This is a genomic window from Streptomyces sp. NPDC013317, from assembly GCF_055563155.1.
In genome coordinates, this window is the sequence record NZ_JBVHDX010000005.1 from 278,462 (window position 1) to 305,134 (window position 26,673).

Here is a 26,673-nt window from a genome sequence, read left to right on the forward strand (position 1 = left end):
TGAGGTGGAGCGGATCAGCCGCCGAAGGTGCCGGACTCGATCGGCTTGTGAGCGCCGTTCTCGACGCCGTACACGGTCAGCTGCTTGTTGGTGGTGTCACCGAACTCGTCGAAGGAGACCTTGCCGGTCACGCCCTCGAAGGAGATGGACTGCATCGCCTCGACGATCTTGGCGCGGGCGTCGGACGGCAGCTTGCCGCCGTTGCCGTCGACGACCTTCTTGACGGCCTCGATGATGGCCCAGGTCGAGTCGTAGGAGTAGCCGCCGTACGCCTCGTACGCGTCCTTGTAGTTCTCGGCCTTGTAGTTGGCCAGGAACTCCTTGGCGGAGGGCAGCTGCTCGATCGGCGCGCCGACGGAGGTGGCGATGTCACCGTTGGAGGCGGCACCACCGAGCTTGATGTACTCGGCGCTGTAGAGGGCGTCGCCACCGACGACGACGACCTTGGCGCCGGCTTCCTTGATCTGCTTGGTCAGCGGGCCACCGGCCGGGTACTCGCCACCGTAGTAGACGACGTCGGCGCCGGAGCTCTTGACCTTCGTCGCGACGGCGCTGAAGTCCTTGGTGTCGGGGTTGACGTGGTCGGTGCCGACGACCTTGCCGCCGAGCTTCTCGAACTCGCCCTTGAAGGTGGCGGCGAGGCCGGCACCGTAGGTCTTCTTGTCGTCGATGATGAAGGCCTTGGTCTTCTTGGCCTTGTTGACGACGTACTGGGCGGCGAACGGGCCCTGGATGGCGTCGGTGGTGGCGGTGCGGAAGTAGGACTTGTAGGTCCGCTTCTTGTCACCGCTGTTCCAGTTGGGGCCCTGGCTCAGCGAGGGGTTGGTGTTGGCCGGGGAGACCTGCACCAGGTTCGCGTCCTGGAAGACCTTCTGCATCGACTCGGCGACGGAGGAGTTCAGGGGGCCGACGACGCCGAGCACCTCCTTGTCGGCGACCAGCTTGGTGGCGTTCTGCTGGCCGGAGGAGGGCTGGGCCTGGTCGTCGAGGGACTCCAGCTTGAAGGTGACGCCCTTGACGTACTCCTTCTTGTTGGCCGTCTTGACCGCGAGGTCGGCCGAGTTCTTGATGCCGAGACCGAGCGCGGAGAGGTCGCCGGTCAGGGGCGCGTCGAGACCGATGACGACGGTCGTGTTGCCGCCGCCGGCGGCGTCGCCGCCCTTGTCGTCGCGCGAACCGCAGGCGGTGAGGGTGAGTGCTCCCGCGGTGATCGCGGTGGTGAGGATGAGCAAGGAACGGTGTCGCACGATGAATCCTTTCCCTGGCGCGGCCCCCTCGAGCTGAGGCGGTGCCGTGAAGCATGGAGCTTGAGGTGCCGTTTGTGAATGCCGGGCCGTACTGGGATGACTGTGGTGAAGCCGAGGTCGTGCAGTGGACGCGCCCGGCGGCGCGGTGACTGGCCGTGACTCTAAGCGCAGGTGGAGGAGGTGGGGAGCGGCGAGGTCAGGATGTGACTGTCTTGTTATCGCCTGGGGGAGAGGAGGTGGACAGGGGGTGGGCAAAACAGGACAAAAGTGTCTGCAATGTGGTGTTCACATAGTGAGAACGCCCAGTTCCGCTAAGGGGCTTGAGTGGAACTTGCTCCTGTCGGACCGCTCGAGGTGCTCTCCGGATATCGGACAGTCACTCAAACGTCAGCGGACAGAACCGGGGAGTGACCGCGCCGCTCTCTGGCCGGAGAAGCGTCACGGAGTGTTACCGCGGCGGATGGCGCGGACAGGCCGCGGAGGCTGCTTCGCGTTCCCCGGGCGGTCGGCCGCGCCCGGCTCATGTGCTCCGCTCCTGCGCGTCGTTGCGCCCGGTACGGGGTGAGGTCGGTGTGGATGTCCGCCGTCGCGCGGGGCGGAGCCGCGCGGCGGGTCCGGCACTGCCGGTGGGGCCTGCGCGGGGGGTGGACGCCTCGCCTGCGCGGGCTCCCGGGGGACCTGCTCGCGGGGTGCAACAGGCCTTCCGTGCAGGGTAGTTGGGTCGACGAGGCGTGGCGGGGACACGCGCCCGCGGATGCGGTCGGAGGAAGGGGGTGCGATGGCGATCCGGGTGGTGAACTGCGCGAATCGCCGTGACGGGAGAGGCTGTTGATGTGTGAGGCGCCCGGGAGTGGGGGTGGGCGCGGGTCGGGCTGCGCTGCCCGCGGTGCGGGGCCGGTGTCGTCGGGCGCGGTGGTCGCGATGCCGGACCGGCGACTTCGGTGTCCGGGGGGCGAAATGCGCGCGCCGTCCGCGGGAGCGGTCGCCCGACGGGTCCGCGTTCGGAAGGCGAGGCCCGGCGTCCGGGAGCCGGTGTTCCGGGGCCCGGCGCGCTCCACCGGCCACGGTGCCCGGAAGGAGAGGCTCCATGACCTCGGGCGGGGGTGGCCGGGGCCCTATCCGGAACCGTCCCCGTTTCCGCGAAGGTGACTCCTGGTGACGGTACGCCGTGATCGCTGGTGACGGTACGCCGTGATCGCCCCGACGCGGAGCGGCCCGGGACGGTGGTGACCGTCCCGGGCCGCGCGAGAACGAGAAGGCAGGCGACCGGTGCCTCCGGCGGGGGCGCCGATCGGGTTTGTCAGGCGCCGGCGCCGCTGTCGCCCGCGTTCGGGATGGTGTCGGCGTCCTTGGGCGAGACCTCACGGAGCAGGCACGTCAGCCGGGCCGAGCAGACCCGCTTCCCCTGCTCGTCGGTGATCACGATCTCGTACGTGGCCGTGGAACGGCCGCGGTGCACCGGCGTCGCCACACCCGTCACGAGCCCGCTGCGGACCCCGCGGTGGTGGGTGCAGTTCAGGTCCACGCCCACCGCGATCCTGGAGACACCGCCGTGCAGCATGGAGCCGATCGAGCCCAGGGTCTCGGCGAGGACGGCGGAGGCGCCGCCGTGCAGCAGACCGTACGGCTGGGTGTTGCCCTCCACCGGCATCGTGCCGACGACCTTCTCCGCGGAGGCCTCGATGATCTGCACGCCCATGCGGTTGCCGAGGTGTCCGGCCGAGAAGAGGGCGGGAAGGTCGACGCCGAGCGCGGCGTACTCGTCGATGACCTCCTGCGGGAACTTCACGTGATGCTGCTCGCCCATCGGCCCGGCTCCGTTCGTCTTCGTACGTCGTCGTGAACACCTGCCTGAGCGAACGCTTAGGCGTGCCGTGATTCTTCCAGACGGCCCCCGGGGGCGGTCCAGCCCCCTGCCCGGGAGGTGCGGCGATCAGCCCGCCGCCGGGACCAGCCGTACGATCACCGACTTGCTGGCCGGGGTGTTGCTGATGTCCGCCGTGGACTCCAGCGGCACCAGGACGTTCGTCTCCGGGTAGTACGCGGCCGCGCAGCCCCGCGCCGTCGGGTAGTGCACGACCCGGAAGCCCGGCGCGCGCCGCTCGCTGCCGTCGGTCCACTCGCTGACGAGGTCCGCGTACGACCCGTCCGCCAGGCCCAGGGCCGCCGCGTCCTCGGGATGGACCATGACGACCCGGCGGCCGCCCTTGATCCCCCGGTAGCGGTCGTCGAGGCCGTAGATCGTGGTGTTGTACTGGTCGTGCGAGCGCAGGGTCTGGAGCAGCAGCCGGCCCTCCGGCACCTTCGGGTACTCGACGGGGGCGGCGGTGAAGTTGGCCTTGCCGGTGGCCGTGGGGAAGCGCCGCTCGTCGCGCGGGGCGTGCGGCAGCGCGAAGCCGCCCGGGTCGGCGGCGAGGCGGGCGTTGAAGTCCGTGAAGCCGGGGACCACGCGCGCGATGCGGTCGCGGATCGTGGCGTAGTCCTTCTCGAACTCCTCCCACGGCGTGGCCGAGCCGGCCCCGAGGACGGCCCGGGCCATCCGGGCCACGATCGCCGGCTCGGAGAGCAGGTGCGGGCTCGCGGGCGGCAGGTTGCCGCGCGAGGCGTGCACCAGGCCCATCGAGTCCTCGACGGTCACGAACTGCTTGCCGCTCGCCTGGACGTCCTTGTCGGTGCGGCCGAGCGTGGGAAGGATCAGCGCGCGCGTGCCGGTGACCGCGTGCGAGCGGTTCAGCTTCGTCGAGACGTGGACGGTCAGCCGCGCCCGGCGCATCGCCGCCTCGGTGACCTCGGTGTCCGGGGTCGCGCCGACGAAGTTGCCGCCCATGGCGAAGAAGACCTTCGCCTCGCCGTCGCGGAGCGCCTGGATCGAGCGGACCACGTCGAAGCCGTGATGGCGCGGCGAGACGATCCCGAACTCCTTGTCCAGGGCGTCCAGGAACGCGGGCGCGGGCCGCTCGAAGATCCCCATCGTGCGGTCGCCCTGCACGTTGGAGTGGCCGCGGACGGGGCAGACGCCGGCGCCGGGGCGGCCGATGTTGCCGCGCAGCAGCAGGAAGTTGACCACTTCGCGGATCGTCGGCACGGAGTGCTTGTGCTGGGTGAGGCCCATCGCCCAGCAGACGATGGTCCGCTTCGAGGCGAGGACCATCTCCAGGGCCCGCTCGATCTCGGACCGCTCCAGTCCCGTCGCCGCCAGCGTCTCGTCCCAGTCCGCGGCGCGCGCGGCCGAGGCGAACTCCTCGAACCCGTGCGTGTGCGCGTCGACGAACGCCGTGTCGACCGCCCCGTCCGTCTCCAGGATCAGCTTGTTCAGGAGCCGGAAGAGGGCCTGGTCGCCGCCGATGCGGATCTGCAGGAAGAGATCGTTCAGCGCCGCGCCCCGGAGCATGCCGGTCGCGGTCTGCGGGTTCTTGAACTTCTCCAGACCGGCCTCGGGCAGCGGATTCACCGAGATGATCTTCGCGCCGGCCGCCTTGGCCTTCTCCAGGGCGGAGAGCATCCGGGGGTGGTTCGTGCCCGGGTTCTGTCCGGCGACGACGATCAGGTCGGCCTGGTGGAGGTCCTCCAGAGAGACGCTGCCCTTGCCGATCCCGATGGTCTCGTTGAGCGCCGAGCCCGAGGACTCGTGGCACATGTTGGAGCAGTCCGGCAGATTGTTCGTACCGAATTCGCGGGCGAAGAGCTGCAGCAGGAACGCGGCCTCGTTGCTGGTCCGCCCCGAGGTGTAGAAGAGCGCCTCGTCGGGGGAGGAGAGGGCGGTCAGCTCCTCGGCGATGATCGCGAACGCCCGCTCCCAGGTGACCGCCTCGTACCGCTCGGCGCCCTCCTCCGTGGCGCCTCCCCTTTCCAGAAGCATGGGCTGCGTGATGCGGCCCTGCTGGCCCAGCCAGTACCCGCTCCGGTTCGCCAGGTCCCCCACGGGGTGCGCGGCGAAGAAGTCCGGGGTCACCCGGCGCAGCGTCGCCTCCTCGGCGACCGCCTTCGCCCCGTTCTCGCAGAACTCCGCCACGTGCCGCTTGTCGCCCTCGGGCCAGGCGCAGCCGGGACAGTCGAAACCGTCCTTCTGGTTGACCTTGAGCAGGGTCCGCGCGCTGCGCGCCACCCCCATCTGAGCCTGGGCGATCCTCAGGGTGTGCGCGACGGCGGACAGGCCGGCCGCGGCGTGCTGCGGCGGCGCGACCTGCGGTGCGTCCTGGACCGGGTCGCCGGCGGGGGGCTTGCTGACCATCGCGCTCTCCCTTGAGCGGTCATCCTGTGTCGTACGTCTCCGATCCTGTCACGCGCCTCCGACAGCGCGGTGCCCGGACCGGGTGTGGAGGGGATTGTCGGTGGTCCGTGGCAGGATCGTGTACGTGGCCCAGACAGCATCGAAGAAGACCGAAGAAACCCGTCCCCGCCTGCTCCTCATGGACGGGCACTCGCTCGCGTACCGGGCGTTCTTCGCCCTGCCCGTGGAGAACTTCACGAGCGCGAGCGGACAGACGACGAACGCGATCTACGGCTTCGCGTCGATGCTGGCGAACACGCTGCGCGACGAGGCGCCCACGCACTTCGCCGTCGCGTTCGACGTGTCCCGCAAGACGTGGCGCTCGGCCGACTTCCCCGAGTACAAGGCGAATCGATCCAAGACCCCGGACGAGTTCAAGGGGCAGGTCGAGCTGATCGGCGAGCTGCTCGACACCATGAACGCGGTGCGGTTCGCGGTCGACGGCTTCGAGGCCGACGACATCATCGCGACGCTCGCGACGCAGGCCGAGGCGGCCGGCTTCGAGGTCCTGATCGTCACGGGCGACCGGGACTCCTTCCAGCTGGTCACCGACCACGTGACCGTGCTCTATCCCACCAAGGGCGTCTCCGAGCTGACCCGCTTCACGCCGGAGAAGGTCCAGGAGAAGTACGGCCTCACCCCCTCGCAGTACCCCGACTTCGCCGCCCTGCGCGGCGACCCGTCCGACAACCTGCCCGGTATCCCGGGCGTCGGCGAGAAGACCGCGACGAAGTGGATCAACCAGTTCGGGTCCTTCGCGGAGCTGGTCGAGCGCGCCGACGAGGTCAAGGGCAAGGTCGGGCAGGCCCTGCGCGACCACCTGGAGTCGGTCAAGCTCAACCGCCACCTGACCGAGCTGGTCCGGGACGTCGAACTGCCCCGCACCGTCGCGGAGCTGGAGCGCGCGCCGTACGACCGGACCGCGCTCAAGGGCTTCCTGGAGGTCCTGGAGATCCGCAACCCGAGCCTGCGCGAGCGCCTGCTCGCGGTCGACCCCGGCGCGGAAGAAGAGGAAGCCCCGGTTCCCGACGCGGGCGTCGAGCTGGACGGCACGGCCCTCGGCACCGGCGAGCTGGCGCCCTGGCTGGAGGCGCACGCCGCGCAGCCCCTCGGTGTCGCGACCGTCGCCACCTGGGCCCTGGGCACGGGCAACGTCAGCGAGGTCGCGCTGGCGGCGGCCGACGGCAAGGCGGCCTGGTTCGACACCACGCGCCTCGACGAGCAGGACGAGCGGGCCTTCGCGGCCTGGCTCGCCGACGCCGCCAGGCCGAAGGTGATGCACAACGCCAAGGAGGCCCTGCGGGTCTTCCCCGAGCACGGCTGGCAGCTCGACGGCATCACGATGGACACCGCGCTCGCCGCCTACCTGGTCAAGCCCGGACGCCGGTCCTTCGCCCTGGACGCGCTCTCCGTCGAGTACCTCCACCGCGAGCTGGCCCCGGCGGCCGCAGACGGGCAGCTCGCCTTCGGCACCGACGAGCACGCCGAGGCGGACGCCCTGATGGCGCAGGCGCGCGCGGTCCTCGATCTCGGAGAGGCCTTCGGCGAGAAGCTCGGCGAGGTCGGCGCGACCGAGCTGCTGCATGATGTGGAGCTGCCGACGTCCCTGCTCCTGGCCCGGATGGAGCGGCACGGCATCGCCGCCGACCGGGACCATCTGGAGGCCATGGAGCAGCAGTTCGCCGGAGCGGTGCAGCAGGCCGTCAAGGAGGCGCACGACTCGGTGGGCCACGAGTTCAACCTCGGCTCGCCCAAGCAGCTCCAGGAGGTCTTCTTCGGCGAGCTGAACCTGCCGAAGACGAAGAAGACCAAGACCGGCTACACCACGGACGCCGACGCGCTGGCCTGGCTGGCCGGACAGACCGAGCACGAACTGCCGGTGATCATGCTCCGCCACCGTGAGCAGGCGCGTCTGCGCTCCACGGTCGAGGGCCTGATCAAGACGGTCGCCGGCGACGGCCGCATCCACACCACCTTCAGCCAGACCGTGGCGGCGACGGGCCGGCTGTCCTCCACCGACCCGAACCTGCAGAACGTGCCGGTGCGCACCGACGAGGGCCGCGCCATCCGGCACGGCTTCGTCGTGGGCGAGGGCTTCGAGTCGCTGATGACGGCGGACTACAGCCAGATCGAACTGCGGGTCATGGCCCATCTCTCCGAGGACGAGGGCCTGATCGAGGCGTTCACCTCCGGTGAGGACCTGCACACCACGGTCGCCTCGCAGGTCTTCGGCGTCGAACGGTCCGCCGTCGACGCCGAGATGCGCCGCAAGATCAAGGCCATGTCCTACGGCCTGGCGTACGGCCTCTCGGCCTTCGGCCTCTCCCAGCAGCTGAACATCGAGCCGGGCGAGGCCCGCGCCCTGATGGACACGTACTTCGAGCGTTTCGGCGGGGTACGGGAGTACCTGCACCGGGTCGTCGACGAGGCCCGTGCCACGGGGTACACGGAGACGATGCTCGGCCGCCGCCGGTACCTCCCCGATCTGAACAGCGACAACCGCCAGCGCCGTGAGGCCGCCGAGCGCATGGCGCTGAACGCGCCGATCCAGGGCACGGCGGCGGACATCGTCAAGGTCGCGATGCTGAACGTGGACCGGGCGCTGACCGAGGCCGGACTCGCCTCCCGCATGCTCCTCCAGGTCCACGACGAGATCGTGCTCGAAGTGGCCGCGGGCGAGCGGGAGCGGGTCGAGGCCATCCTCCGCGAACAGATGGCCTCGGCGGTCTCCCTCCGAGCCCCCCTCGACGTCTCGGTCGGCGTGGGCCCGGACTGGGAGTCGGCGGCCCACTGACGCTCCCGGCGCGGGCGGGAGACCGCCCGCGCCGGAGAGGCCGCGCTCGGTGTCAGCGAGGTCCGGGGCGGGAGCCGGCCGGCTCGTCGTCCTGGGAGTGCTCGCCCGCGCGGGAAGCGGCCTTCGTCGGCCGCATCCCGCGCAGCCGTGTCCCGGCGCCGTACAGCACCATGCCGACCGCGAGCCCCGCGCCGCCGCCGAAGCAGGCCGTCGGGACGATGTCCAGAGGCGTCTCGATCCGGCCCCAGTACGCGTACCAGCGAAGGCACCGGTGCACGATCCCGGCCAGCACGCAGGCGCCGATCAGCCCGCCCGCCAGCCGCCGTCCCCGGCGGCTCAGGACCGGAACGCCCTCCGCCCGCACGGCCCCCGCGGCGGCGCCGCGCAGCGCCCGCGCGGCGAACCACACCAGCAGCGCCAGCGCCAGCGCCGACCCTCCGTACTGCAGGTACAGATAGACCGGGAACCCGGCCACGATCGCGTCGAGGAACGGGATCGCGCGCGTGCCCCAGCGGTCGAGGTGGGTGAAGGAGTCCCAGACGACATGGGTCGAGGCCCCGATGGCCGCGGACACGCAGAACCACCCGGCGAGCGGCAGGGGCGCGCGGCCGTTCCAGGAACTCCCCCGGACGAACCCGTACACCCGTCCCTGCCACCGTCCCGGCAGCAGTGCCACCAAGGGCTCACGCACCATCAGCCACACCGCCACCAAGGCGCCGGCGATGAGCAGATCGACCGTCACGACACCGACACCGGAGTGCGTGACGTCTCCGAAGAGCATCGCGCCCGGGACGGCGGTGGCCGCGAAATAGGTCATGTCGGGCGCGAACGATCCCGCCACCAGCGCGGAGGCGATCAACGGGCCGCGTCCGGTGCCGTCCCGGCGGATGCCCGGCAGCACCGCGGCGGCATGGCTGAGCGTGAACGGCATCGGAACATCCCCCTCGAATCCACGCCGGCCGGGAAACGTCCCGGCGGCCGGCGGCCGGCGATCAGCGATCACGCCCAGTATGCGTGAGCGATCTCGTGCCGGTCGTGGGCGGTCAAGAGGTGACGAAAGAGTGAAACACGGTCAAGGCCCGGTGTTCCGGGGCCCGTCGGTGTCATAGGGTCTCCTGAGGCCTCGCGCGGGGAGCGCGGAGTGCAGTCGAGGGGGAGGAACCAGACGTATGGCAGCGCAATTCGGCCGTCGGCTGCGCAGGGGGGCGACCAGCGGTGCCGTCGTGGCGGCGGCCGTGGCGGCACTGGCCGCTTCGCAGGGACCCGGTGCGGTCCCGCCGCCCGCGGACACCGCGGGCGGAGACCGGCCGGTCGGCGCCGGTGACGCGACGCTCCCGCCGGACGGATCGGCCACCGGCGACTCGCCGTACTACACCGACCTTCCGCCGCTGAACACGCCCAACAAGCCCGGCGCTTCCATAGACCTGCCGATCGTCACCGGCCCCGCCGAGGCCGGCATACCCGCGACCGTGCTCTCCGCCTACAAGCGCGCGGAGCAGTCCATACGGTCAAGCGACCCCGCCTGCCACCTTCCGTGGCAGCTCCTGGCCGGCATAGGCAAGGTCGAGTCCGGACAGGCCCGCGGCGGACGTGTCGACGCCAACGGCACCACGCTCTCGCCGATCCTCGGCCCGAAGCTCGACGGTGTCGGCTTCGCGAACATCTCGGACACCGACGACGGCGCCTTCGACAACGACACGACGCACGACCGCGCCGTCGGCCCGATGCAGTTCATCCCCTCGACCTGGGCGACCTGGGGTCAGGACGCCAACGGCGACGGCCGCAAGGACCCCAACAACATCTACGACGCCGCGCAGGCCGCCGGGCTGTACCTGTGCGCCAACAACCGCGACCTCGCGGTCAAGGCCGATCTGGACCGGGCGATCCTCAGCTACAACCGCTCCACCGAGTACCTGCGCACCGTGCTCTCCTGGTTCGAGTACTACCAGCGCGGCACCCACCAGATCCCCGACGGGACGGGAACCCTGCCCGTCGACCGCAGCGACACCCCGAGCACCGGCCGCTCCCCGCAGCCCACGCCGACCGCGCCGGTGACCCCCTCGCCGTCGCCGACCCCGCAGAAGCCCAAGCCCACGCCGACGCCGAACCCGTCCGAGCCCGGCACCCCCAAGCCGACCCCGCCGGCGACCGTCGAGGTGGCGCGGATCAAGGACGCCGGCACCGGCACCCTGACGGTCGCCGCCGGTGGCACCTTCGCCGAGCGGCCCACCGTCGAGGCGCTGGACGCGAAGGGCAAGCCGGTCGCCGGTGTGACCGTGCGCTTCGAGATCGTCGGCTCCACCGACTCCCACTTCGGCGGTGTGGCGAAGAGCGTGCAGGTCACCACCGGCTCCACGGGCCGTGCCGTCGCGCCGAACGTCCGGGCGGGCGAGCAGACGGGCACCTTCACGGTCCGGGCCACGGTCGTGGGCCGGGCGCTGGCGCCCGTGGCGTTCACCGCGACCGTCACCGAGCGGACCGCCGACACGCTGGTCCGCGGTGACGACAAGGAGCTGACGGCCACCACCGGCGGCCGGTTCGCGGACCGCGTGCTGGTGAAGGCCACCCTCGACGGCGCCGCCGCCGCCTCGGTCGGCCTGACCGCCACCTTCATCACCTCGGCGGACGACCCGCAGGCCAACACCAAGGGCCCCTACTTCAAGGACGCCGACGGCAAGCCGCTGCGGACCCTCGCGGTGAAGACGGACGCCAACGGGCTGCTCACCCTCCCCGACATCTACGCGGACGACCAGGTGGGCACCTTCCTGCTGCGCCTGACGACGCCCGGCGGAGGCACTCTGACCATCGAGCTCGAGGTCACCGCCCCGGCGCCAGATCCGACCCCGACCCCGACGCCTGCCCCGACGTCCTCGTCGACCGGCTCGCCCGAGGCCACCCGGACCCCCTGAGCGCCCGGTCGAGCAGCGCGCCCGCTCCGGACGTCCTGCTCGGCCGCCGGCCATCCGCCGCCCCCTCGTCCGCCCGGACGAGGGGGCGGCGCTCTGTGTTCTGAGTGCAACGTGTTCTCATCTCGCGGCCACGTTGCTACGGTGCCCCAGCCCTGACGCCGCATCAGATCGAACACCGGGAGGCCGACCTTGCGCGCCCTCGTAGCCGCCGCCATCGGGCTGGTCCCAGTCCTCCTCGTCATCCTCCTCGTCTCCGTGGTCGACCTGCCGCCCGACGGGCCCACCTCGCCCAAGCCCCTCCTCACCGCCGACCCCGGCCCCAAGAAGTAGGAGGAGCCACGCCCATGCGCCGCCGCGCCAGCCTCGTCCTGCTCTCCTTCGCCGTGTTCTTCGCCGCGATGGCCCCCACCCTCCGCTGGTACGTCTTCCCCCGCGTGGCGAAGATCCCGCCGAACCAGTACCAGGAGATCGTTCTGGAGGCGAAGCCCGCCACCCTCGTCGACTACTCGACCCTCACGGCCAAGGAGGTCGAGAAGCTCACGATCATCCAGACGCTCAAGGGCAACGTGGAGGAGTCGAAGCGGATCGAGCGGAACGCCGGCCGCGACGTCGTCGTCTGGGACGCGCTCACCTACATCACCGGCCCCGACGGCAAGATGGTCTCCAAGATCCCCGAGCGGTACATCTTCGACGCCCACACCCAGGACCCGGTCAACGCCACCGGGGCGATGGTCGACGGCGACGCCGTCCGGCGCGAGGGCATCGAGTTCAAATGGCCCTTCCTCACCGAGAAGCGGGACTACCAGTACTACGACGCCCGTTCCCGCACCTCGGCCCCCATCCACTACAAGGGCACCCGCACCTTCCGGGGCATGGACGTCTACTACTTCGAGCAGACCATCCCCTGGACCAAGGTCCCCATGCCCAAGACGATGCCGATCGAGGGCGTCACCCCCGAGATGATCAGCCAGTCGGGCATGACCATCTGGTACACGACCAAGCGGATGTTCTGGGTCGACCCCGTCACCGGCGCCCCCGTCAACGGCGAGGAGATCCACAAGGAGGAGCTCCGCAACGAGAAGACCGACTGGAAGGTCACCGCCTTCTCCGGCCACGTGAAGATGCGCGAGGACTACATCCGCAGCACCGTCGAGCTGGTCAGGACGAACCGCACGGTCGTCCTCCTCGTCACCTCCTACCTCCCGTGGACGTTCGTCACCCTCTCCCTCCTCCTGCTCGCCCTCTCGCTCTGGCTGGAGGCCCGCGGCCGGCGCCCGGGACCGGACACCCCCGCTACCGCTCCCTCCTGAGCCGCGCGCTGGTGTGCCGCGTCGGCTCCGCCCCGGCCGGGTCCTCCGGCCACGGATGCCTGGGATAGCGGCCGCGCAGCTCCGCCCGCACGGCGCGGTAACCGTCCCGCCAGAACGAGGCCAGATCGGCGGTGACGGCCGCCGGCCGGCCGGCGGGGGAGAGCAGGTGGACCACGACCGGCGTCCCGCCGGCCACCCTCGGCGTCTCGGCGAGCCCGAACATCTCCTGCAGCTTCACCGCGAGGACCGGCTGCTCCCCGCCGTAGTCCAGCCGAATCCGCGATCCGCTGGGCACCTGGATCCGCTCCGGCGCGAGTTCGTCGAGCCGGCCCGCCTCACCCGTCGTCCACGGCAGCAGCCGTCCCAGCGCCTGCCCCGCGTCGATGCGGCCGAGGTCCGCCCGCCGCCGGGCCCGGGAGAGCTCCGGCTCCAGCCACTCGTCCGCCCGGTCGAGCAGGGCCCCTTCCGCCATCTCCGGCCAGGGCTCTCCCATGACCCGGTGGAGAAAGGCGAGACGCAGTCGCAGCTCCTGGGACTCCCGGCTCCACCGCAGCAGCCCGAGCCCCTCGCGTCGCAACCCGTCCAGCAGCGCCGCCCGTACGCGCCCGGGGTCGGCACCGTCCCTCAGCGGACGCGCGGTCAGTTCGACGGCGCCCAGCCGCGACACCGACCGGGCCACCACGTCCCCTTCCTCCCAGTGGACCTCCTCGCCGGAGACGAGCAGATGCCCGGCCGCGGCCCGCGCCACGTCCTCGTCCACCACGGCGGCCAGCCGCACCCTGGCCGTGGCGCTCCGTGCGGTCCGGTCCGCCACGGCGACCGCCAGCCACGGGGCGCTGCCGAGCCCCGATCCGTCGGCGAGTTCGGCACCCGTCCCCGACACCATCAGGAACCCGCCGCTCTCCCGAGCCCTGGCCACCCGCTCGGGAAAGGCGTACGCCGTCACGAGCCCGGCGACGACGTCCTCCCCGCCGCCCGCCGCGGCGCCACCTCCGGCCCGCGGAGACTCAGGTCCCGCCTCGGCGGCCGATCGCTCCAGACGCCGGGCCTCCGCCTTCCAGCGCGCTCCGTACCCGTCGGTGCCCCGCCGCGCCGCGCGCCAGGCCGCGGTCAGGTCGTCGCCGTACTCCCGGGGCGGCTCCTCGCCGAGCAGCGCGACCACCTCGGCCGCCCGCCGCGCACCGACCTCGGGCGCTCCGTCGATCAGGGCCCTGGCCAGACGCGGGTGCACCCCGAGCCGGGACATCCGTACACCCCGCTCCGTCGCGCGCCCCTCCTCGTCCACCGCCCCGATCGCCGTCAGTACGGAGCGCGCGGCCGCCATCGCCCCGGCCGGCGGTGTGTCGAGGAGTGCGAGTCCCTTCGCCGTGGGGTCGCCCCAGCAGGCCGTGCGCAGGGCGAACGAGGCCAGGTCCGCGATCTCGATCTCGGGGGAGGGGAAGCGGGAGCGGCGGCCGTCGTCCGCCTCCGCCCAGCAGCGGTACACGACCCCGGCCGCCTCCCGGCCGGAGCGGCCCGAGCGCTGCGTGGCAGCGGCGATCGACACCGGGACCGTGGCGAGCGACCCCAGGCCGCGGGCGTGGTCCGTCCTCGGCTCCCGCGCCAGTCCCGAGTCCACGACGATCCGCACCCCCGGAACGGTCAGGCTCGACTCCGCCACGGAGGTCGCCAGGATCACCCGGCGCCGCCCGCCTGGCTCCGCCCCGCGCAGCACCGCGTCCTGCACCGCCGCCGGCGCCCGCCCGTGCAGCTGGAACACCTCGGCGTCGAGGTCCGCCAGCATCCCCGCCGTCCGCGCGATCTCCCCCGTGCCGGGAAGGAAGCAGAGGACGTCGCCCTCGTGGCGTTCGCACGCCAGCCGGACCGTCGCCGCCACGTGACGCAGCAGAGCGGGATCCACCCAGGTGCCGTGCGAGGGCCGGACACCTGCGGGCGGTGCGGCGAACCGCACGAGGTAACCGTGTGACTCGCCCTTGCTCCGGACGATCGGTGCCGGGCCGGTGCCGTCCAGGACCGTCAGGAGCTCCGCCCAGGCCTCGGCGTCGGTGGTGGCCGAGGCGGCGATCAGCTCGAGCTCGGGCCGCAGCGTGGCCCGGACGTCCACCAGGAACGCCATCGCCGTGTCGGCGTCCAGGTGACGCTCGTGGCACTCGTCGAGCAGCACCACGTCCACGCCGGCCAGCTCCGGATCACGCTGGAGCCGCTGGAGGAGGACACCGGTGGTCACCACCTCGACGCGGGTCCCGGGGCCGGTCCGCCGCTCACCGCGGACCGAGAAGCCGACGGCCTCGCCGACCTCCTGACCCAGCAGCCACGCCATCCGCCGCGCCGCCGCCCGCACCGCCATCCGGCGCGGTTCGGCCACCAGTACCCGCCGCCGCGGTCCGTCCCCCATGAGGCCCGCGAGCGCGAGCGGCACCAGCGTGGTCTTGCCGGTGCCGGGAGGCGCGTGCAGCACCGCCGTGCCGCGCTCGCCGAGCGCGGTCAGCAGCTCGGGTACGGCATGGCGGACGGGGAGACGGTCGAGTGCGTCGTGTCGGATCACGCACTCAGTCTCGTACGTCGCCCCGGGACGCGTTCACCGCTGTCCACAGGCTCTGTCCTTCTATATGAGGAACGGAAGGCGAGTGTCCGCGTCAGTCCCGCTCGCAGACGAAGATCGCCGTACCGGGAATCAGGTTCCCCCGCAGCGGCGACCAGCCGCCCCACTCCTGGCTGTTCCACTCCGGCCACTCCGGCTCGACCAGATCCACCAGCCGGAAGCCGCCGGCGACCACGTCCCGCACCCGGTCGCCGATCGTCCGGTGGTGCTCCACGTACACGGCCCGCCCCTGCTCGTCCTGCTCGACGTAGGGGGTGCGGTCGAAGTAGGAGGCCGCGACCGACAGCCCCTCGGGACCCGGCTCGTCGGGGAAGGCCCAGCGGATCGGGTGCGTCACCGAGAAGACCCACCGGCCGCCCGGCCGCAGCACCCGGCGCACCTCGCGGAACACCTTCACCGGGTCCGCAACGAAGGGCACCGCGCCGTACGCCGAACAGGCCAGGTCGAAGGCACCGTCGCGGAACGGCAGCGCTCCGGCGTCCGCCTCGACCAGCGGCACGTCGTCCCCGATCCGCAGCGCGTGCTGGAGCTGCCGGTGGGAGAGGTCGAGCGCCACCGGTCGCGCCCCCTGAGCCGCGAGCCAGCGCGAGCACTGCGCCGCCCCCGCGCCGACCTCCAGGATGTCGAGCCCTTTCAACGAGCCGGCCGGTCCGAGCAGCCCCGCCTCGGCCTCGTCGAGACCCTCCGGACCCCAGACGAAACGGTCGTCCCCGAGGAACGCCCCGTGCTCGCTCTGGTACTCGTCGGCGTTCCCGTCCCACCAGCCGCGGCTCGCCCGGCTGCTCTCCGCGTCCCCCGCGTCACGCCGGGTCGCCGCAGGCTCGTACCCGGACCCGTCTTCCTGTTCGTACTCTTGGTTCATCTCGCCCGTCGATGTAGTTTGCGCACAGCGTCGCTGCGCTGCCCCGGCCAGGATGGCCTGGGGAGACTTGAGTTGTGCCGGGTATAGGGCGAACCGCCCCGCGTGCGCGCTTCGCGCATTGACCCTGTCCGGCTGCCCCCGTATGCTAAAGGTTGCGCTGCGGGCCTGCGCGCCTCAGACGGAGCAGGCCGCGCTCGCACGGTTGTATGTCCCCTCGGTTCTCGAGGCGCCCACCGGTCCATCCGGAAAGGCGCTTCATTGGCTGTCCGGCTTCTTCGGTGCGATACGGGCTCTCGGCGTAGCAGTACCTACGACTTTCTGTCCGTAACCGGAGCCCTTTCCCACATGACGAGCAGCACCGAGACCACCGCCACCACCCCGCAGGTTGCGGTCAACGACATCGGTAACGAGGAAGCCTTCCTCGCCGCGATCGACGAGACGATCAAGTACTTCAACGACGGCGACATCGTCGACGGCGTCATCGTGAAGGTCGACCGGGACGAGGTCCTGCTCGACATCGGTTACAAGACCGAAGGTGTCATCCCGAGCCGCGAGCTCTCGATCAAGCACGACGTCGACCCGAACGAGGTCGTCAAGGTCGGCGACGAGATCGAGGCCCTGGTTCTCCAGAAGGAGGACAAGGAAGGCCGCCTGATCCTCTCGAAGAAGCGTGCCCAGTACGAGCGCGCCTGGGGCACCATCGAGAAGATCAAGGAAGAGGACGGCATCGTCACCGGTACCGTCATCGAGGTCGTCAAGGGTGGTCTCATCCTCGACATCGGCCTCCGCGGCTTCCTCCCGGCCTCCCTGGTCGAGATGCGTCGCGTCCGCGACCTCCAGCCCTACGTGGGCAAGGAGCTCGAGGCGAAGATCATCGAGCTGGACAAGAACCGCAACAACGTGGTCCTGTCCCGCCGTGCCTGGCTGGAGCAGACCCAGTCCGAGGTTCGCCAGACCTTCCTCACGACCCTCCAGAAGGGTCAGGTCCGCTCCGGCGTCGTGTCCTCGATCGTCAACTTCGGTGCCTTCGTGGACCTGGGTGGCGTCGACGGTCTCGTGCACGTCTCCGAGCTGTCCTGGAAGCACATCGACCACCCGTCCGAGGTTGTCGAGGTCGGCCAGGAGGTCACCGTTGAGGTTCTCGACGTGGACATGGACCGCGAGCGCGTCTCCCTGTCGCTGAAGGCGACCCAGGAGGACCCGTGGCAGCAGTTCGCCCGTACCCACCAGATCGGCCAGGTCGTCCCGGGTAAGGTCACGAAGCTGGTTCCGTTCGGTGCGTTCGTCCGCGTGGACGAGGGCATCGAGGGTCTGGTCCACATCTCCGAGCTGGCCGAGCGCCACGTGGAGATCCCGGAGCAGGTCGTCCAGGTCAACGACGAGATCTTCGTCAAGGTCATCGACATCGACCTCGAGCGTCGCCGGATCTCGCTGTCCCTGAAGCAGGCCAACGAGTCCTTCGGTGCCGACCCGGCGTCGGTCGAGTTCGACCCGACCCTGTACGGCATGGCCGCGTCCTACGACGACCAGGGCAACTACATCTACCCCGAGGGCTTCGACCCCGAGACCAACGACTGGCTCGAGGGCTACGAGACCCAGCGCGAGGCCTGGGAGACCCAGTACGCCGAGGCGCAGCAGCGCTTCGAGCAGCACCAGGCTCAGGTCATCAAGTCCCGCGAGGCCGACGAGGCCGCCGCTGCCGAGGGTGGCGCCGCCGCTCCGGCCGGTGCCCCGGCGGGTGTCTCCGGTGGTTCGTACTCCTCGGAGTCGGACGACAACTCCGGCGCCCTGGCGTCGGACGAGGCCCTGGCTGCCCTGCGCGAGAAGCTGGCCGGCGGCCAGAGCTGAATCAGCTCTGCCCCTAGGCACTAGCTAGCCAACGATCGAGGCCCGTTCCCCTCCGGGGGAGCGGGCCTCAGTCGTTTCCCGAGGGCTCCACGCGCGTCCTGCGCGGGTCCCGCGCGCGTGCTCGCGCGCGCACACTCCGCTCACGAAAACCGGGCCACGGGGAATGCCCCCGCGCCGGGGAGCGTTCTTCTCTAGGAACGCGAGGAGGAGCGGTAATCGTGCTTGATCCCCAGGATTTGTACGAATGGGACCAGAAGGGCCTGGCCGTCGTGGACATGGCCCTGGCGCAGGAGTCGGCCGGGCTGGTCATGCTCTACCACTTCGACGGCTACATCGACGCGGGTGAGACCGGCGAGCAGATCGTCGACCACCTGCTGGACACGCTGCCGCACCAGGTGGTGGCCCGCTTCGACCACGACCGGCTCGTGGACTACCGCGCACGCCGGCCGCTGCTCACCTTCCGGCGCGACCGCTGGACGTCGTACGAGACGCCCGCCATCGAGGTCCGCCTCGTCCAGGACGCCACCGGCGCCCCCTTCCTGCTGCTGTCCGGCCCCGAACCGGACGTGGAGTGGGAGCGGTTCGCCGTCGCCGTCCGCCAGATCGTCGAACGCCTCGGCGTCCGCCTCTCGGTGAACTTCCACGGCATCCCCATGGGGGTCCCGCACACCCGCCCCGTCGGCCTCACCCCGCACGGCAGCCGTACGGACCTCATGCCCGGCCACCGGAGCCCCTTCGACGAGGCCCAGGTCCCCGGCAGCGCCGAAGCGCTCGTCGAGTTCCGGCTCACCGAATCCGGTCACGACACCCTCGGCGTGGCCGCCCACGTCCCGCACTACGTGGCCCGCTCCTCCTACCCCGACGCCGCGCTGACCGCTCTGGAGGCGATCACGGCCGCCACCGGCCTCGTCCTGCCCGGTGTCGCCCACACGCTGCGCACCGAGGCCCGACGCACACAGACCGAGATCGAGCGCCAGATCGGGGAGGGCGACGACGAGCTGACGGCCCTGGTCCAGGGCCTTGAGCACCAGTACGACGCGGCGGCCGGCGCCGAGACCCGCGGCAGCCTCGTCGCCGAGCCCGTCGACCTGCCGTCGGCGGACGAGCTCGGCCGCGAGTTCGAGCGCTTCCTCGCCGAGCGGGAGGGCGACGCGTAACCGGCGGACCGCGGGTCCTAAGCTGCCGCTCATGCTGAAGGTGGGCCTGACCGGCGGTATCGGCGCCGGCAAGAGTGAAGTGTCGCGGCTCCTCGTCTCGTACGGGGCCGTGCTGATCGACGCCGACAAGATCGCTCGCGAGGTCGTCGAGCCCGGGACTCCCGGGCTCGCGGCCGTCGTGGAGGCGTTCGGGGCGGAGATCCTGACCGACGCGGGCGTCCTGGACCGGCCGAAGCTCGGCTCGATCGTCTTCGCCGACGCCGACCGTCTGGCGACCCTGAACGCGATCGTCCATCCCCTGGTCGGCGCCCGCTCCGCCGAGCTGGAGCGCACGGCGGGAGCCGACGACGTCGTCGTCCACGACGTACCCCTGCTCACCGAGAACCGCCTCGCGCCGCTCTACGACCTGGTGGTCGTCGTCGACGCGTCCCCGGAGACCCAGCTCGACCGGCTGGTACGGCTGCGAGGGATGGCCGAGACCGAGGCGCGGGCCCGGATGGCGGCCCAGGCGACGCGCGAGCAACGCCGGGCGATCGCGGACCTGGTCGTCGACAACGACGGGCCGCTGGGCGCGCTGGAGCCCCAGGTGCGCAAGGTCTGGGACGAACTGAGCCGGCGGGCCGCCGGGGGAACCCGGTAGGAAGCCGACAGGTCCGCGCCGATCGGCCACGCCCCCGGCGGGGTAGGTATCGCGGGTACGGCGGTCGGATTTCCCGCGGTCACCACCGCGGCGGGCCGCGGTGAGAACCGTGGCGATGTCGTTCGCGCCGGAATCGGGTCCCGGCCCGGAATACCGCTGTCACGCCCGATGTTGAACCGCCGGAGACAGGGAAGGATGCCACCGTGGCCGAGAGGAACCCCGAGACCCACGTCATCGACTTCCGCGCCGCCGAGCAGCTGCTGGCAGCGCGGGACCCCCGCGGTGCCGTGAAGCTGCTCGACTCGGTGATCGCCGCTCATCCCGAGAACACCGCGGCTCGGCTGCTGCGCGCCCGCGCCTTCTTCGCCGCCGCCCAACTGCGCCCCGCCGAGCTGGAGTTCGAGCTGGTCCTGGAGCGTGAACCGGACAACGCGTTCGCGCACTTCGCGCTCGCACGCACCTTCCAGCGCTCCGGCCGACCCGACCAGGCCACCCGCCACTTCCGCCTCGCGGCCGCGCTCGACCCCAAGCCGGAGTACCTCCAGGCGGCCCGCTTCGACGCCGAGGACTGACGCTCGGCAGGCGTCGCGCGGCGACGGGCGGTGTCAGCGGCGGCGGCGCGGGCCCGTGCCGCCGTGATCGGGCTCGTACGGCGGGATGTTCCGCCCCGGCTGCCAGTGCGGCCCCTGACGGATGTGGCGCAGCACCATCGACATGTCGACGGCGGCCACGACGAACAGCACCCCGCAGGCCGCCGCCCACCCGGGGCTGCCCACCAGCGCGAAGACCGTCGTACCGAAGGCGGCCCACAGCAGACCCCACAGACTCAGCCAGAACCGCATCCGCAGAGCACTGCGCGCGGTCGCCGGTTCACTGCCTGTACGCATCACGGTCGCATCTCCTACTGAGGGTCTACCCCCGGCGTTCGAGGGCGAACGTCACGCGAACGGGCGATGTCCGGGCCGACGCGGCGTCGCTGGGAACGGGCGCCCGAGGACCTTCGTTCTCCTGGGCATGAGCGGACGGATGCGGGAGGGACACCACGGGACGGGGCCCGGAGCCATCACCCCCGACGGCTGCGCCGTCGACGTGTACCGGCGCCTCGGGGTGGGCCGTGAGCCCGAGGTGATCGAGGCCGCCGTGCCGGCCGGTGCCTCCCTGCTCGAACTGGGCTGTGGAGCCGGGCGGGTGACGGGGCCTCTGGTCGAGCGGGGTTTCGCCGTGACGGCGGTGGACGAGTCGGCGGAGATGCTGGAAGCGGTCAGGGAGCGCGTGCCGGGCGTGGAGACGGTGCGCAGTCCGATCGAATCACTGCACCTGGAGCGGCGGTTCGACGTGGTGATGCTCGCGTCCTTCCTGGTCCACACGGCCGAACACGCCGAACGGCAGGCACTGCTGGAGAGCTGCAGACGCCATGTCCGCGACGACGGCTGCGTTCTGATCCAGCGCGAGGGCGAAGGCTGGCACCGGCAGGTGCCGCGCGAGCGCGAGGACCCGGGCGGCTGCACGGTACGCATCGTGTCGTCGGACCCGGTCGGGGACGGCGTCGACTCCGTCCTGGCCGAGTACGTCTTCCCGGATCTGCGCTGGACCCAGAGGTTCCTCTCGCGGCCCCTGAGCGCGGCGGAGTTCGAGCGGTACCTGGGCGAGGCGGGGCTTGTGGTCGACGCCGTGCTGACGGACGACGGCACCTGGGTCAGGGCTCGTCCCGTGGCCCGCTGAGCGGACCGTGCCCCGCTGAGAGACTTCGTGTCGGGCGCCGGAACGGCGATGACTTTCCGGTGCCCCGCCCGTCTACCCCTGTGACAGCGAACGCACCGCCGACAGCAGGGGGATCACTCATGACCACCGACATCGCACCCGTCACCGCCGCCTCCGGGACCGCCGCGGGCAAGGGGCGCCTGAGCCGCCGCGCCGACATCACCGTACGGGTCCTCCAGATCCTCCTCGCGCTCTTCTTCGCGATCCCGAGCGCCGCGCCGAAGCTGGTCGGACACTGGTCGGCCGCCGAGGCCTTCGACCGGATCGGCTGGGGCGACTGGCTGATGTACACGGTCGGCGCGCTGGAACTGGCCGGGGCGGTGGCACTGCTGGTCCCGATCCTCGCCGGCGCCGCGGCGACCGCGCTCATCGGGCTGATGATCGGGGCGTTCGTCACCCAGCTGACCGTGTTCGACGGCCAGAACGCCCTGACGCCGGTCCTCTTCGCCGTACCCCTCGCCGTCATCGCCTGGACCCGTCGCGACCGCACCACGGAGCTCCTCGCGCGGATCCGCCGCCGGGCGTGACGCGCCGGCGGCGGGCCGCGCCCGTGCCGGCGCGGTCAGTGGACGACGCTGTAGCTGCGCCAGGGGAGCGTGTCCGGCGCGATGACGTCGCTCGTGTTCGTCGCGATGTAGATGTAGTCGCCCTGGCACTGCCGGTTCGTATAGACCTTCAGGTCGAGGAGCGTGCGGTTCTCGACCCTCGTCACGCCGGACGGAGCGAGCCGGTGGCAGCCGTTGACCGAGGGGCTCGTCACGGTGATCACCGCCTCGCGCGCGGATTCGTACGTCAGCGTGCCCACCGCGGTGCGGCCGAGACCGGAGCAGCCCGCGACGGTGAGCATCAGAAGCGCGGCCCCGGCGGCGGTGCCGATACGCCGATGAACGGACATGGCGGTTCCTCGTCTGTCGGGCGAAGGCGGCAGAAGCCCTGTTCACGTCACCCTGCCGCCTGCGGGGCGGGCTGTCACCCGGTGCTGGTCCGCCCGGGCGAAGCGGCGCGAGGGCCCGTTGTCAGACCCCACCCGTAAGGTCGGAGATCCAGAAGGAATCCGTCGCGGAACGGGAGGTGACCGGAGCCATGACCCAGCACACCTGGCAGAGCTGTGCCGCCGTCTTCCTGCCGGCCTCGCCGCCCCGGGAGGGGCGGGTCGCCTTCTGGGCCCCGGACGGCGACACGCTGCCCGGGTCCGCCGAGATCACCGAGCTCACCGTCGTACGGCGGCACGGCGCCGGAGTCCGCAGCCGCGCCGTCCCCGCGAGGGTCCTCGGGATCGCCGAGGCCCTGCCGCACCTGGTCGCCGCCCGTCACCGTCCGGGCGCCCACCCTGCGACCGCCTGCTGGGGCGCCGCCGCCCTGCACGCCCTGCATCTCTCCGCTCGGGGCCGGCTGCTGCCCGGCCTCACCGCCGACGACCTGGACGCCTGGCGGGCGGGGCCGCTGGACGCCGACGACGTCGCCCATCTGAGGGCCGTCGCCGCCGCGATGCCCCCCGAGGCACACGCGGTGCCGTTCCCCGGCCGCAGTCCGCTCCAGCTGCCCGACCCGGAGGCACTCGTGCGGGCCTTCCTCGACGCGGTCGCCGACACCCTGCCCCGTACCCCCGCCGCGGCCCACGCGGCAGGTGAGCCGTTCGCCGCGCGCCCCGCACAGCACCTGCCCCACGCACGCGCGTGGGCGGCCGAGGCGGCGGCGGGCATGGACGCCGGCGTCCGGGTCTCGCTCCGGCTCGACCTGAGCGGTTACCGACTCTTCGACGTCGCCGAGGAGGGCGGTGACGAGCGGCGGGCCGCCGCGGCCCTCCTCCAGGTCCACAGCCTCGCCGACCCCACCCTCGTCATCGACGCCGCCGCACTCTGGGAGGGGGACGGCGACGAACTCTTCGGACCGCGGGCCCGCGTCGACGCCGTTCTCGCGCTGCGCCGCGCGGCCCGCGTCTGGCCACCGCTCGGCGGGCTCCTGGAGCGCGACGTCCCCGACGTCCTCGCCCTCACCGAGGACGAGCTGTACGAGCTGCTCGGCCCCGCCGCCGCCCGCCTGGCGGACGCCGGGGTGGCCGTCCACTGGCCCCGTGAACTGGCCCGCTCGCTCACTGCCTCCGCCGTCGTACGGCCGCCGGACGCCGCCCCGGGCTCGGCCACCGACGGCACCGCGTTCTTCGACAGCGAGGAACTGCTCCGCTTCAACTGGCAGCTCGCCCTCGACGGCGACCCGCTCACCGAGCGGGAGATGGACGCGCTCGCGGAGTCCTACCGGCCCATCGTGCGGCTGCGTGACCAGTGGGTGGTCGTCGACCCCGACCTGGTCCGCAAGGCCCGCAAGCGCGAACTGGGCCTCCTGGAGCCCGTGGACGCCCTCGCCGTCGCCCTCAGCGGTACGGCCGAGGTGGACGGCGAGACCGTCCGCGCCGTGCCCGTGGGCGCCCTCGCGACGCTCCGGGACCGGCTCGTCGCCGGGCCCGAGGAGGTCGAGGCGCCCGCCGGACTGGACGCCACCCTGCGCGACTACCAGCTGCGCGGACTGGCCTGGCTCGACCTGATGACCTCGCTCGGCCTCGGCGGCTGCCTCGCCGACGACATGGGCCTCGGCAAGACCGTCACGCTCATCGCCCTCCATCTGCGCCGCGCCCGCCGCGCGCCCACCCTCGTCGTCTGCCCCGCCTCCCTGCTGGGCAACTGGCAGCGCGAGATCCAGCGCTTCGCCCCCGGTGTCCCCGTGCGCCGATTCCACGGCCCCGACCGCTCCCTCGAAGGACTCGTCCCGGAATCCGGCACGGGCGGCTTCGTCCTCACCACCTACGGCACCCTCCGCACCAGCGCCCCCCACCTGGCCGGACAGGAGTGGGGGATGGTCGTCGCCGACGAGGCGCAGCACGTCAAGAACCCCTTCTCCGCCACCGCCAAGGCGCTGCGCACCATCCCCACGGCCGCCCGTGTCGCCCTCACGGGCACGCCGGTGGAGAACAACCTCTCCGAGCTGTGGTCCCTGCTCGACTGGACCACCCCCGGCCTCCTCGGCCCCCTCAAGGCCTTCCGATCCCGCCACGCGCGCGCCGTCGAGAACAGCGAGGAGATCGAGAACCAGGAGGCCGTCGAGCGCCTCGCCCGGCTCGTCCGGCCCTTCCTGCTGCGCCGCCGCAAGTCCGACCCCGGCATCGTCCCCGAGCTGCCGCCCAAGACCGAGTCCGACCATCCCGTGGCCCTCACCCGCGAGCAGGCCTCGCTCTACGAGGCGGTCGTCCGGGAGACCATGACCCAGATCGAGGAAGCGGAGGGCATGGCGCGCCGCGGACTCGTGATGAAGCTGCTCACCTCCCTCAAGCAGATCTGCAACCACCCCGCCCAGTATCTGAAGGAGCACACGGCCAGGGGCGGCGGCACGGCCCGGCTCGCCGGCCGCTCGGGCAAGCTCGCCCTGCTCGACGAACTCCTCGACACGATCCTGGCCGAAGGCGGCTCGGTGCTCGTCTTCACCCAGTACGTCTCCATGGCCCGGCTGCTCGCCGACCATCTGGCGGCTCGGGCGATCCCGGCCCAACTGCTCCACGGAGGAACGCCGGTGGCCGAGCGCGAGCGGATGGTCGACCGCTTCCAGTCCGGCGACGTGCCCGTCTTCCTGCTGTCGCTGAAGGCGGCGGGCACCGGGCTCAACCTGACCCGCGCCGGCCATGTCGTCCACTTCGACCGCTGGTGGAACCCGGCCGTCGAGGAGCAGGCCACCGACCGGGCCTACCGGATCGGACAGACCCAGCCCGTCCAGGTCCACCGGCTGATCGCCGAGGGCACGGTGGAGGACTCCATCGCCGAGATGCTGCGCGCCAAGCGCGCCCTCGCCGACGCCGTTCTCGGCTCCGGAGAGGCCGCGCTGACCGAGCTGACCGACCGCGAGCTGGCGGACCTGGTGTCCCTGAGGAGGCCGGCGTGAACGGCCCCTCCGGCTCCTCGCCGCGCCCCGCCCGCCGGCCCGCCGCCGGGAGGTTCGCCGGCCCGCGCCACGACGACCTGCGCCGTACCTTCCCCGCCCTCGCCCCGCGCGAGGCGCCGGACGGCCGCTTCGCCGCCACCTGGTGGGGCAACGCCTGGGTGGAGGCCCTGGAGGACACGGCCCTCGACCCGGCACGGCTGGCGCGCGGCAAGGCGTACGCGGGGCGCGGGCACGTCGACGCCATCACGGTCACCCCCGGCCGGGTCATCGCCTACGTCCACGGCACGCGCCCCCGTCCGTACCGCACCGAGATCCGGCTGAGGACCCTCGGCGACGACGGCTGGGAGCAGTTCCTCGACGAGGTCGCCGCGCGGCCCGACCACATCGCCGCCCTGCTCGACAAGGACGTCCCGCACGCACTGGAGGCCGTCACCGGTCTGCTGCCGGCGCCCGGAGACCTCGTTCCCGACTGCTCCTGCCCGGACGACGGGTTCCCGTGCAAGCACGCGGCAGCCCTCTGCTACCAGTCGGCGCGGCTCCTCGACGAGGACCCGTTCGTCCTCTTCCTGATGAGGGGCCGTGGTGAGCAGGAGATCCTCGCCGCCCTCACCCGGCGCAACGCGGCCCGCTCCGCCGCGGAGAAGACGGCGGCGGCGCCGCCGATGGCGACGGTCCCGGCTCGCGCCGCGCTCGCCCCCGACCCCGGCCGCGCCCTGCCGTCGCTGCCTCCGCCCCTGCCCGCGCCCGCGCGGCCCGGCCGTCCCCCCGTCTACCCGCCGGACCCCCACGCGCCCGATCCCCTCGCCCTGGACCTGCTCGCCACGGAGGCCGCGGCCCGGGCCCACGCCTTCCTGACCACCGGGCACGATCCCGTCGCCGCGCTCACCCCCTGGCAGGACGCCGTGCGGCTGGCCGCCGCCCACCCGGGCTCCGGACTCACCGCCTCCACCCGCGCGCTCTACCGCGACCTCGCGTACGCCCTGGACCGCACACCCACCGATCTCGCCCGCGCCGTCGCGGCCTGGCGGCAGGGCGGAGCCGCCGGACTCACCGTCCTCGAAGAGCCCTGGGACCCGCCCGCGGGGCCCTTCGACCGGGCCCGACCGGCGTTGCTCGCCGCCGACTTCCCGGCCTTCCGCCCCTGGCGCAACCGGTTGTCGACCCGCTCCCTGCAGCTCCGTCTCGGCCGCGACGGACTCTGGTACGGCTACGAGTCCGACGCCGACCGTGAGGACTGGTGGCCCCGCGGCACACCCGACGCCGACCCGGTCGGCGCGCTCACCGATCTGCTGGGCCACTGACCGCCGGCGCAGGGCCCGAACCGTCTGACCCTGCCCTGTCCGTTC

General features: G+C 72.1%; 20 protein-coding genes. 12 read left to right on the top strand and 8 right to left on the bottom strand.

Annotation, left to right across the window (positions count from 1 at the left end):
• Positions 1-14: 14 nt before the first annotated feature.
• The 3 genes from ACZ3IJ_RS16880 to ACZ3IJ_RS16890 form a co-directional block, all read right to left on the bottom strand.
• Positions 15-1,247 (bottom strand): branched-chain amino acid ABC transporter substrate-binding protein, encoded by a 1,233-nt coding sequence (locus ACZ3IJ_RS16880; RefSeq protein WP_352186340.1) that lies wholly within the window; start codon positions 1,245-1,247, stop codon positions 15-17.
• A 1,300-nt stretch (positions 1,248-2,547) separates the two neighbouring features.
• On the bottom strand, positions 2,548-3,054 hold the full coding sequence (locus ACZ3IJ_RS16885; RefSeq protein ID WP_467468840.1) for a PaaI family thioesterase: 507 nt from the start codon (positions 3,052-3,054) through the stop codon (positions 2,548-2,550).
• 126 nt (positions 3,055-3,180) lie between these two features.
• Complete coding sequence (locus ACZ3IJ_RS16890) at positions 3,181-5,478, bottom strand: FdhF/YdeP family oxidoreductase (RefSeq protein ID WP_467468842.1); 2,298 nt, start codon at positions 5,476-5,478, stop codon at positions 3,181-3,183.
• Positions 5,479-5,656: 178 nt separating this feature from the next.
• Here ACZ3IJ_RS16890 and polA point away from each other — a divergent pair, with 178 nt between their 5' ends.
• Positions 5,657-8,311, top strand: coding sequence for a DNA polymerase I (polA, locus tag ACZ3IJ_RS16895; protein ID WP_467469081.1), 2,655 nt, complete (start codon positions 5,657-5,659; stop codon positions 8,309-8,311).
• A 52-nt stretch (positions 8,312-8,363) separates the two neighbouring features.
• Here polA and ACZ3IJ_RS16900 read toward each other — a convergent pair whose 3' ends face one another.
• A complete protein-coding gene (locus ACZ3IJ_RS16900) occupies positions 8,364-9,242 on the bottom strand; it encodes a DUF4184 family protein (RefSeq protein ID WP_467468844.1) in 879 nt (292 codons plus the stop codon).
• 238 nt (positions 9,243-9,480) lie between these two features.
• On the opposite strand from ACZ3IJ_RS16900, the gene ACZ3IJ_RS16905 reads away from it, so the two are divergent.
• The 3 genes from ACZ3IJ_RS16905 to pgfA all read left to right on the top strand — a co-directional run bounded on the left by ACZ3IJ_RS16905 (position 9,481) and on the right by pgfA (position 12,530).
• Positions 9,481-11,220: a lytic transglycosylase domain-containing protein gene (locus tag ACZ3IJ_RS16905; protein ID WP_467468845.1), complete on the top strand. Its 1,740-nt coding sequence runs from the start codon at positions 9,481-9,483 to the stop codon at positions 11,218-11,220.
• Between the two features lie 189 nt (positions 11,221-11,409).
• A complete protein-coding gene (locus ACZ3IJ_RS16910) occupies positions 11,410-11,550 on the top strand; it encodes an SPW_0924 family protein (protein ID WP_355111251.1) in 141 nt (46 codons plus the stop codon).
• Between the two features lie 14 nt (positions 11,551-11,564).
• Positions 11,565-12,530: a cell envelope lipid trafficking protein PgfA gene (gene pgfA, locus ACZ3IJ_RS16915; protein WP_391797952.1), complete on the top strand. Its 966-nt coding sequence runs from the start codon at positions 11,565-11,567 to the stop codon at positions 12,528-12,530.
• Here pgfA and hrpB read toward each other — a convergent pair.
• Together hrpB and ACZ3IJ_RS16925 are read right to left on the bottom strand one after the other, a co-directional pair.
• Positions 12,514-15,075 (bottom strand): ATP-dependent helicase HrpB, encoded by a 2,562-nt coding sequence (hrpB, locus tag ACZ3IJ_RS16920; RefSeq protein WP_467468846.1) that lies wholly within the window; start codon positions 15,073-15,075, stop codon positions 12,514-12,516. The genes pgfA and hrpB overlap by 17 nt on opposite strands.
• Before the next feature lie 91 nt (positions 15,076-15,166).
• Complete coding sequence (locus tag ACZ3IJ_RS16925; RefSeq protein ID WP_467468847.1) at positions 15,167-15,994, bottom strand: class I SAM-dependent methyltransferase; 828 nt, start codon at positions 15,992-15,994, stop codon at positions 15,167-15,169.
• Between the two features lie 345 nt (positions 15,995-16,339).
• Here ACZ3IJ_RS16925 and rpsA point away from each other — a divergent pair, with 345 nt between their 5' ends.
• From rpsA to ACZ3IJ_RS16945, 4 genes are all read left to right on the top strand, one after another.
• Positions 16,340-17,842: a 30S ribosomal protein S1 gene (rpsA, locus tag ACZ3IJ_RS16930; RefSeq protein WP_019885395.1), complete on the top strand. Its 1,503-nt coding sequence runs from the start codon at positions 16,340-16,342 to the stop codon at positions 17,840-17,842.
• 218 nt (positions 17,843-18,060) lie between these two features.
• On the top strand, positions 18,061-18,999 hold the full coding sequence (locus tag ACZ3IJ_RS16935) for a PAC2 family protein (protein WP_467468848.1): 939 nt from the start codon (positions 18,061-18,063) through the stop codon (positions 18,997-18,999).
• Positions 19,000-19,030: 31 nt separating this feature from the next.
• Complete coding sequence (gene coaE / locus ACZ3IJ_RS16940; protein ID WP_467468850.1) at positions 19,031-19,639, top strand: dephospho-CoA kinase; 609 nt, start codon at positions 19,031-19,033, stop codon at positions 19,637-19,639.
• 203 nt (positions 19,640-19,842) lie between these two features.
• The gene (locus ACZ3IJ_RS16945; protein WP_467468852.1) at positions 19,843-20,211 is read left to right on the top strand and encodes a tetratricopeptide repeat protein; all 369 of its coding nucleotides are present in this window, start codon (positions 19,843-19,845) and stop codon (positions 20,209-20,211) included.
• A gap of 33 nt (positions 20,212-20,244) precedes the next feature.
• Here ACZ3IJ_RS16945 and ACZ3IJ_RS16950 read toward each other — a convergent pair whose 3' ends face one another.
• Positions 20,245-20,526 (bottom strand): DUF6343 family protein, encoded by a 282-nt coding sequence (locus ACZ3IJ_RS16950; protein WP_467468854.1) that lies wholly within the window; start codon positions 20,524-20,526, stop codon positions 20,245-20,247.
• A 127-nt stretch (positions 20,527-20,653) separates the two neighbouring features.
• On the opposite strand from ACZ3IJ_RS16950, the gene ACZ3IJ_RS16955 reads away from it, so the two are divergent.
• The gene (locus tag ACZ3IJ_RS16955; RefSeq protein ID WP_467468856.1) at positions 20,654-21,361 is read left to right on the top strand and encodes a class I SAM-dependent methyltransferase; all 708 of its coding nucleotides are present in this window, start codon (positions 20,654-20,656) and stop codon (positions 21,359-21,361) included.
• Between the two features lie 119 nt (positions 21,362-21,480).
• Complete coding sequence (locus tag ACZ3IJ_RS16960; RefSeq protein WP_467468858.1) at positions 21,481-21,927, top strand: DoxX family protein; 447 nt, start codon at positions 21,481-21,483, stop codon at positions 21,925-21,927.
• A 35-nt stretch (positions 21,928-21,962) separates the two neighbouring features.
• On the opposite strand, the gene ACZ3IJ_RS16965 is transcribed toward ACZ3IJ_RS16960, so the two are convergent.
• Positions 21,963-22,295 carry a hypothetical protein gene (locus ACZ3IJ_RS16965; RefSeq protein ID WP_467468860.1) on the bottom strand — a complete coding sequence of 111 codons (333 nt, stop codon included), beginning with the start codon at positions 22,293-22,295 and terminating at the stop codon, positions 21,963-21,965.
• 188 nt (positions 22,296-22,483) lie between these two features.
• Between ACZ3IJ_RS16965 and ACZ3IJ_RS16970 the strand changes: the two genes are divergently transcribed.
• The gene (locus tag ACZ3IJ_RS16970) at positions 22,484-25,327 is read left to right on the top strand and encodes a DEAD/DEAH box helicase (protein WP_467468862.1); all 2,844 of its coding nucleotides are present in this window, start codon (positions 22,484-22,486) and stop codon (positions 25,325-25,327) included.
• Positions 25,324-26,628 (top strand): SWIM zinc finger family protein, encoded by a 1,305-nt coding sequence (locus ACZ3IJ_RS16975; protein WP_467468864.1) that lies wholly within the window; start codon positions 25,324-25,326, stop codon positions 26,626-26,628. Before ACZ3IJ_RS16970 ends, ACZ3IJ_RS16975 begins: the two co-directional genes overlap by 4 nt.
• The last annotated feature ends 45 nt before the right edge of the window (positions 26,629-26,673 follow it).

Excerpts from the sequence above, each read along its gene's own strand:
- ACZ3IJ_RS16885 (WP_467468840.1), bottom strand. The coding sequence starts at position 3,054 with ATGGGCGAGCAGCATCACGTGAAGTTCCCGCAGGAGGTCATCGACGAG.
- ACZ3IJ_RS16890 (WP_467468842.1), bottom strand. The coding sequence starts at position 5,478 with ATGGTCAGCAAGCCCCCCGCCGGCGACCCGGTCCAGGACGCACCGCAG.
- polA (WP_467469081.1), top strand. The coding sequence starts at position 5,657 with ATGGACGGGCACTCGCTCGCGTACCGGGCGTTCTTCGCCCTGCCCGTG.
- ACZ3IJ_RS16900 (WP_467468844.1), bottom strand. The coding sequence starts at position 9,242 with ATGCCGTTCACGCTCAGCCATGCCGCCGCGGTGCTGCCGGGCATCCGC.
- ACZ3IJ_RS16905 (WP_467468845.1), top strand. The coding sequence starts at position 9,481 with ATGGCAGCGCAATTCGGCCGTCGGCTGCGCAGGGGGGCGACCAGCGGT.
- pgfA (WP_391797952.1), top strand. The coding sequence starts at position 11,565 with ATGCGCCGCCGCGCCAGCCTCGTCCTGCTCTCCTTCGCCGTGTTCTTC.
- ACZ3IJ_RS16925 (WP_467468847.1), bottom strand. The coding sequence starts at position 15,994 with ATGAACCAAGAGTACGAACAGGAAGACGGGTCCGGGTACGAGCCTGCG.
- rpsA (WP_019885395.1), top strand. The coding sequence starts at position 16,340 with ATGACGAGCAGCACCGAGACCACCGCCACCACCCCGCAGGTTGCGGTC.
- coaE (WP_467468850.1), top strand. The coding sequence starts at position 19,031 with ATGCTGAAGGTGGGCCTGACCGGCGGTATCGGCGCCGGCAAGAGTGAA.
- ACZ3IJ_RS16950 (WP_467468854.1), bottom strand. The coding sequence starts at position 20,526 with ATGCGTACAGGCAGTGAACCGGCGACCGCGCGCAGTGCTCTGCGGATG.
- ACZ3IJ_RS16955 (WP_467468856.1), top strand. The coding sequence starts at position 20,654 with ATGAGCGGACGGATGCGGGAGGGACACCACGGGACGGGGCCCGGAGCC.
- ACZ3IJ_RS16960 (WP_467468858.1), top strand. The coding sequence starts at position 21,481 with ATGACCACCGACATCGCACCCGTCACCGCCGCCTCCGGGACCGCCGCG.
- ACZ3IJ_RS16965 (WP_467468860.1), bottom strand. The coding sequence starts at position 22,295 with ATGTCCGTTCATCGGCGTATCGGCACCGCCGCCGGGGCCGCGCTTCTG.
- ACZ3IJ_RS16970 (WP_467468862.1), top strand. The coding sequence starts at position 22,484 with ATGACCCAGCACACCTGGCAGAGCTGTGCCGCCGTCTTCCTGCCGGCC.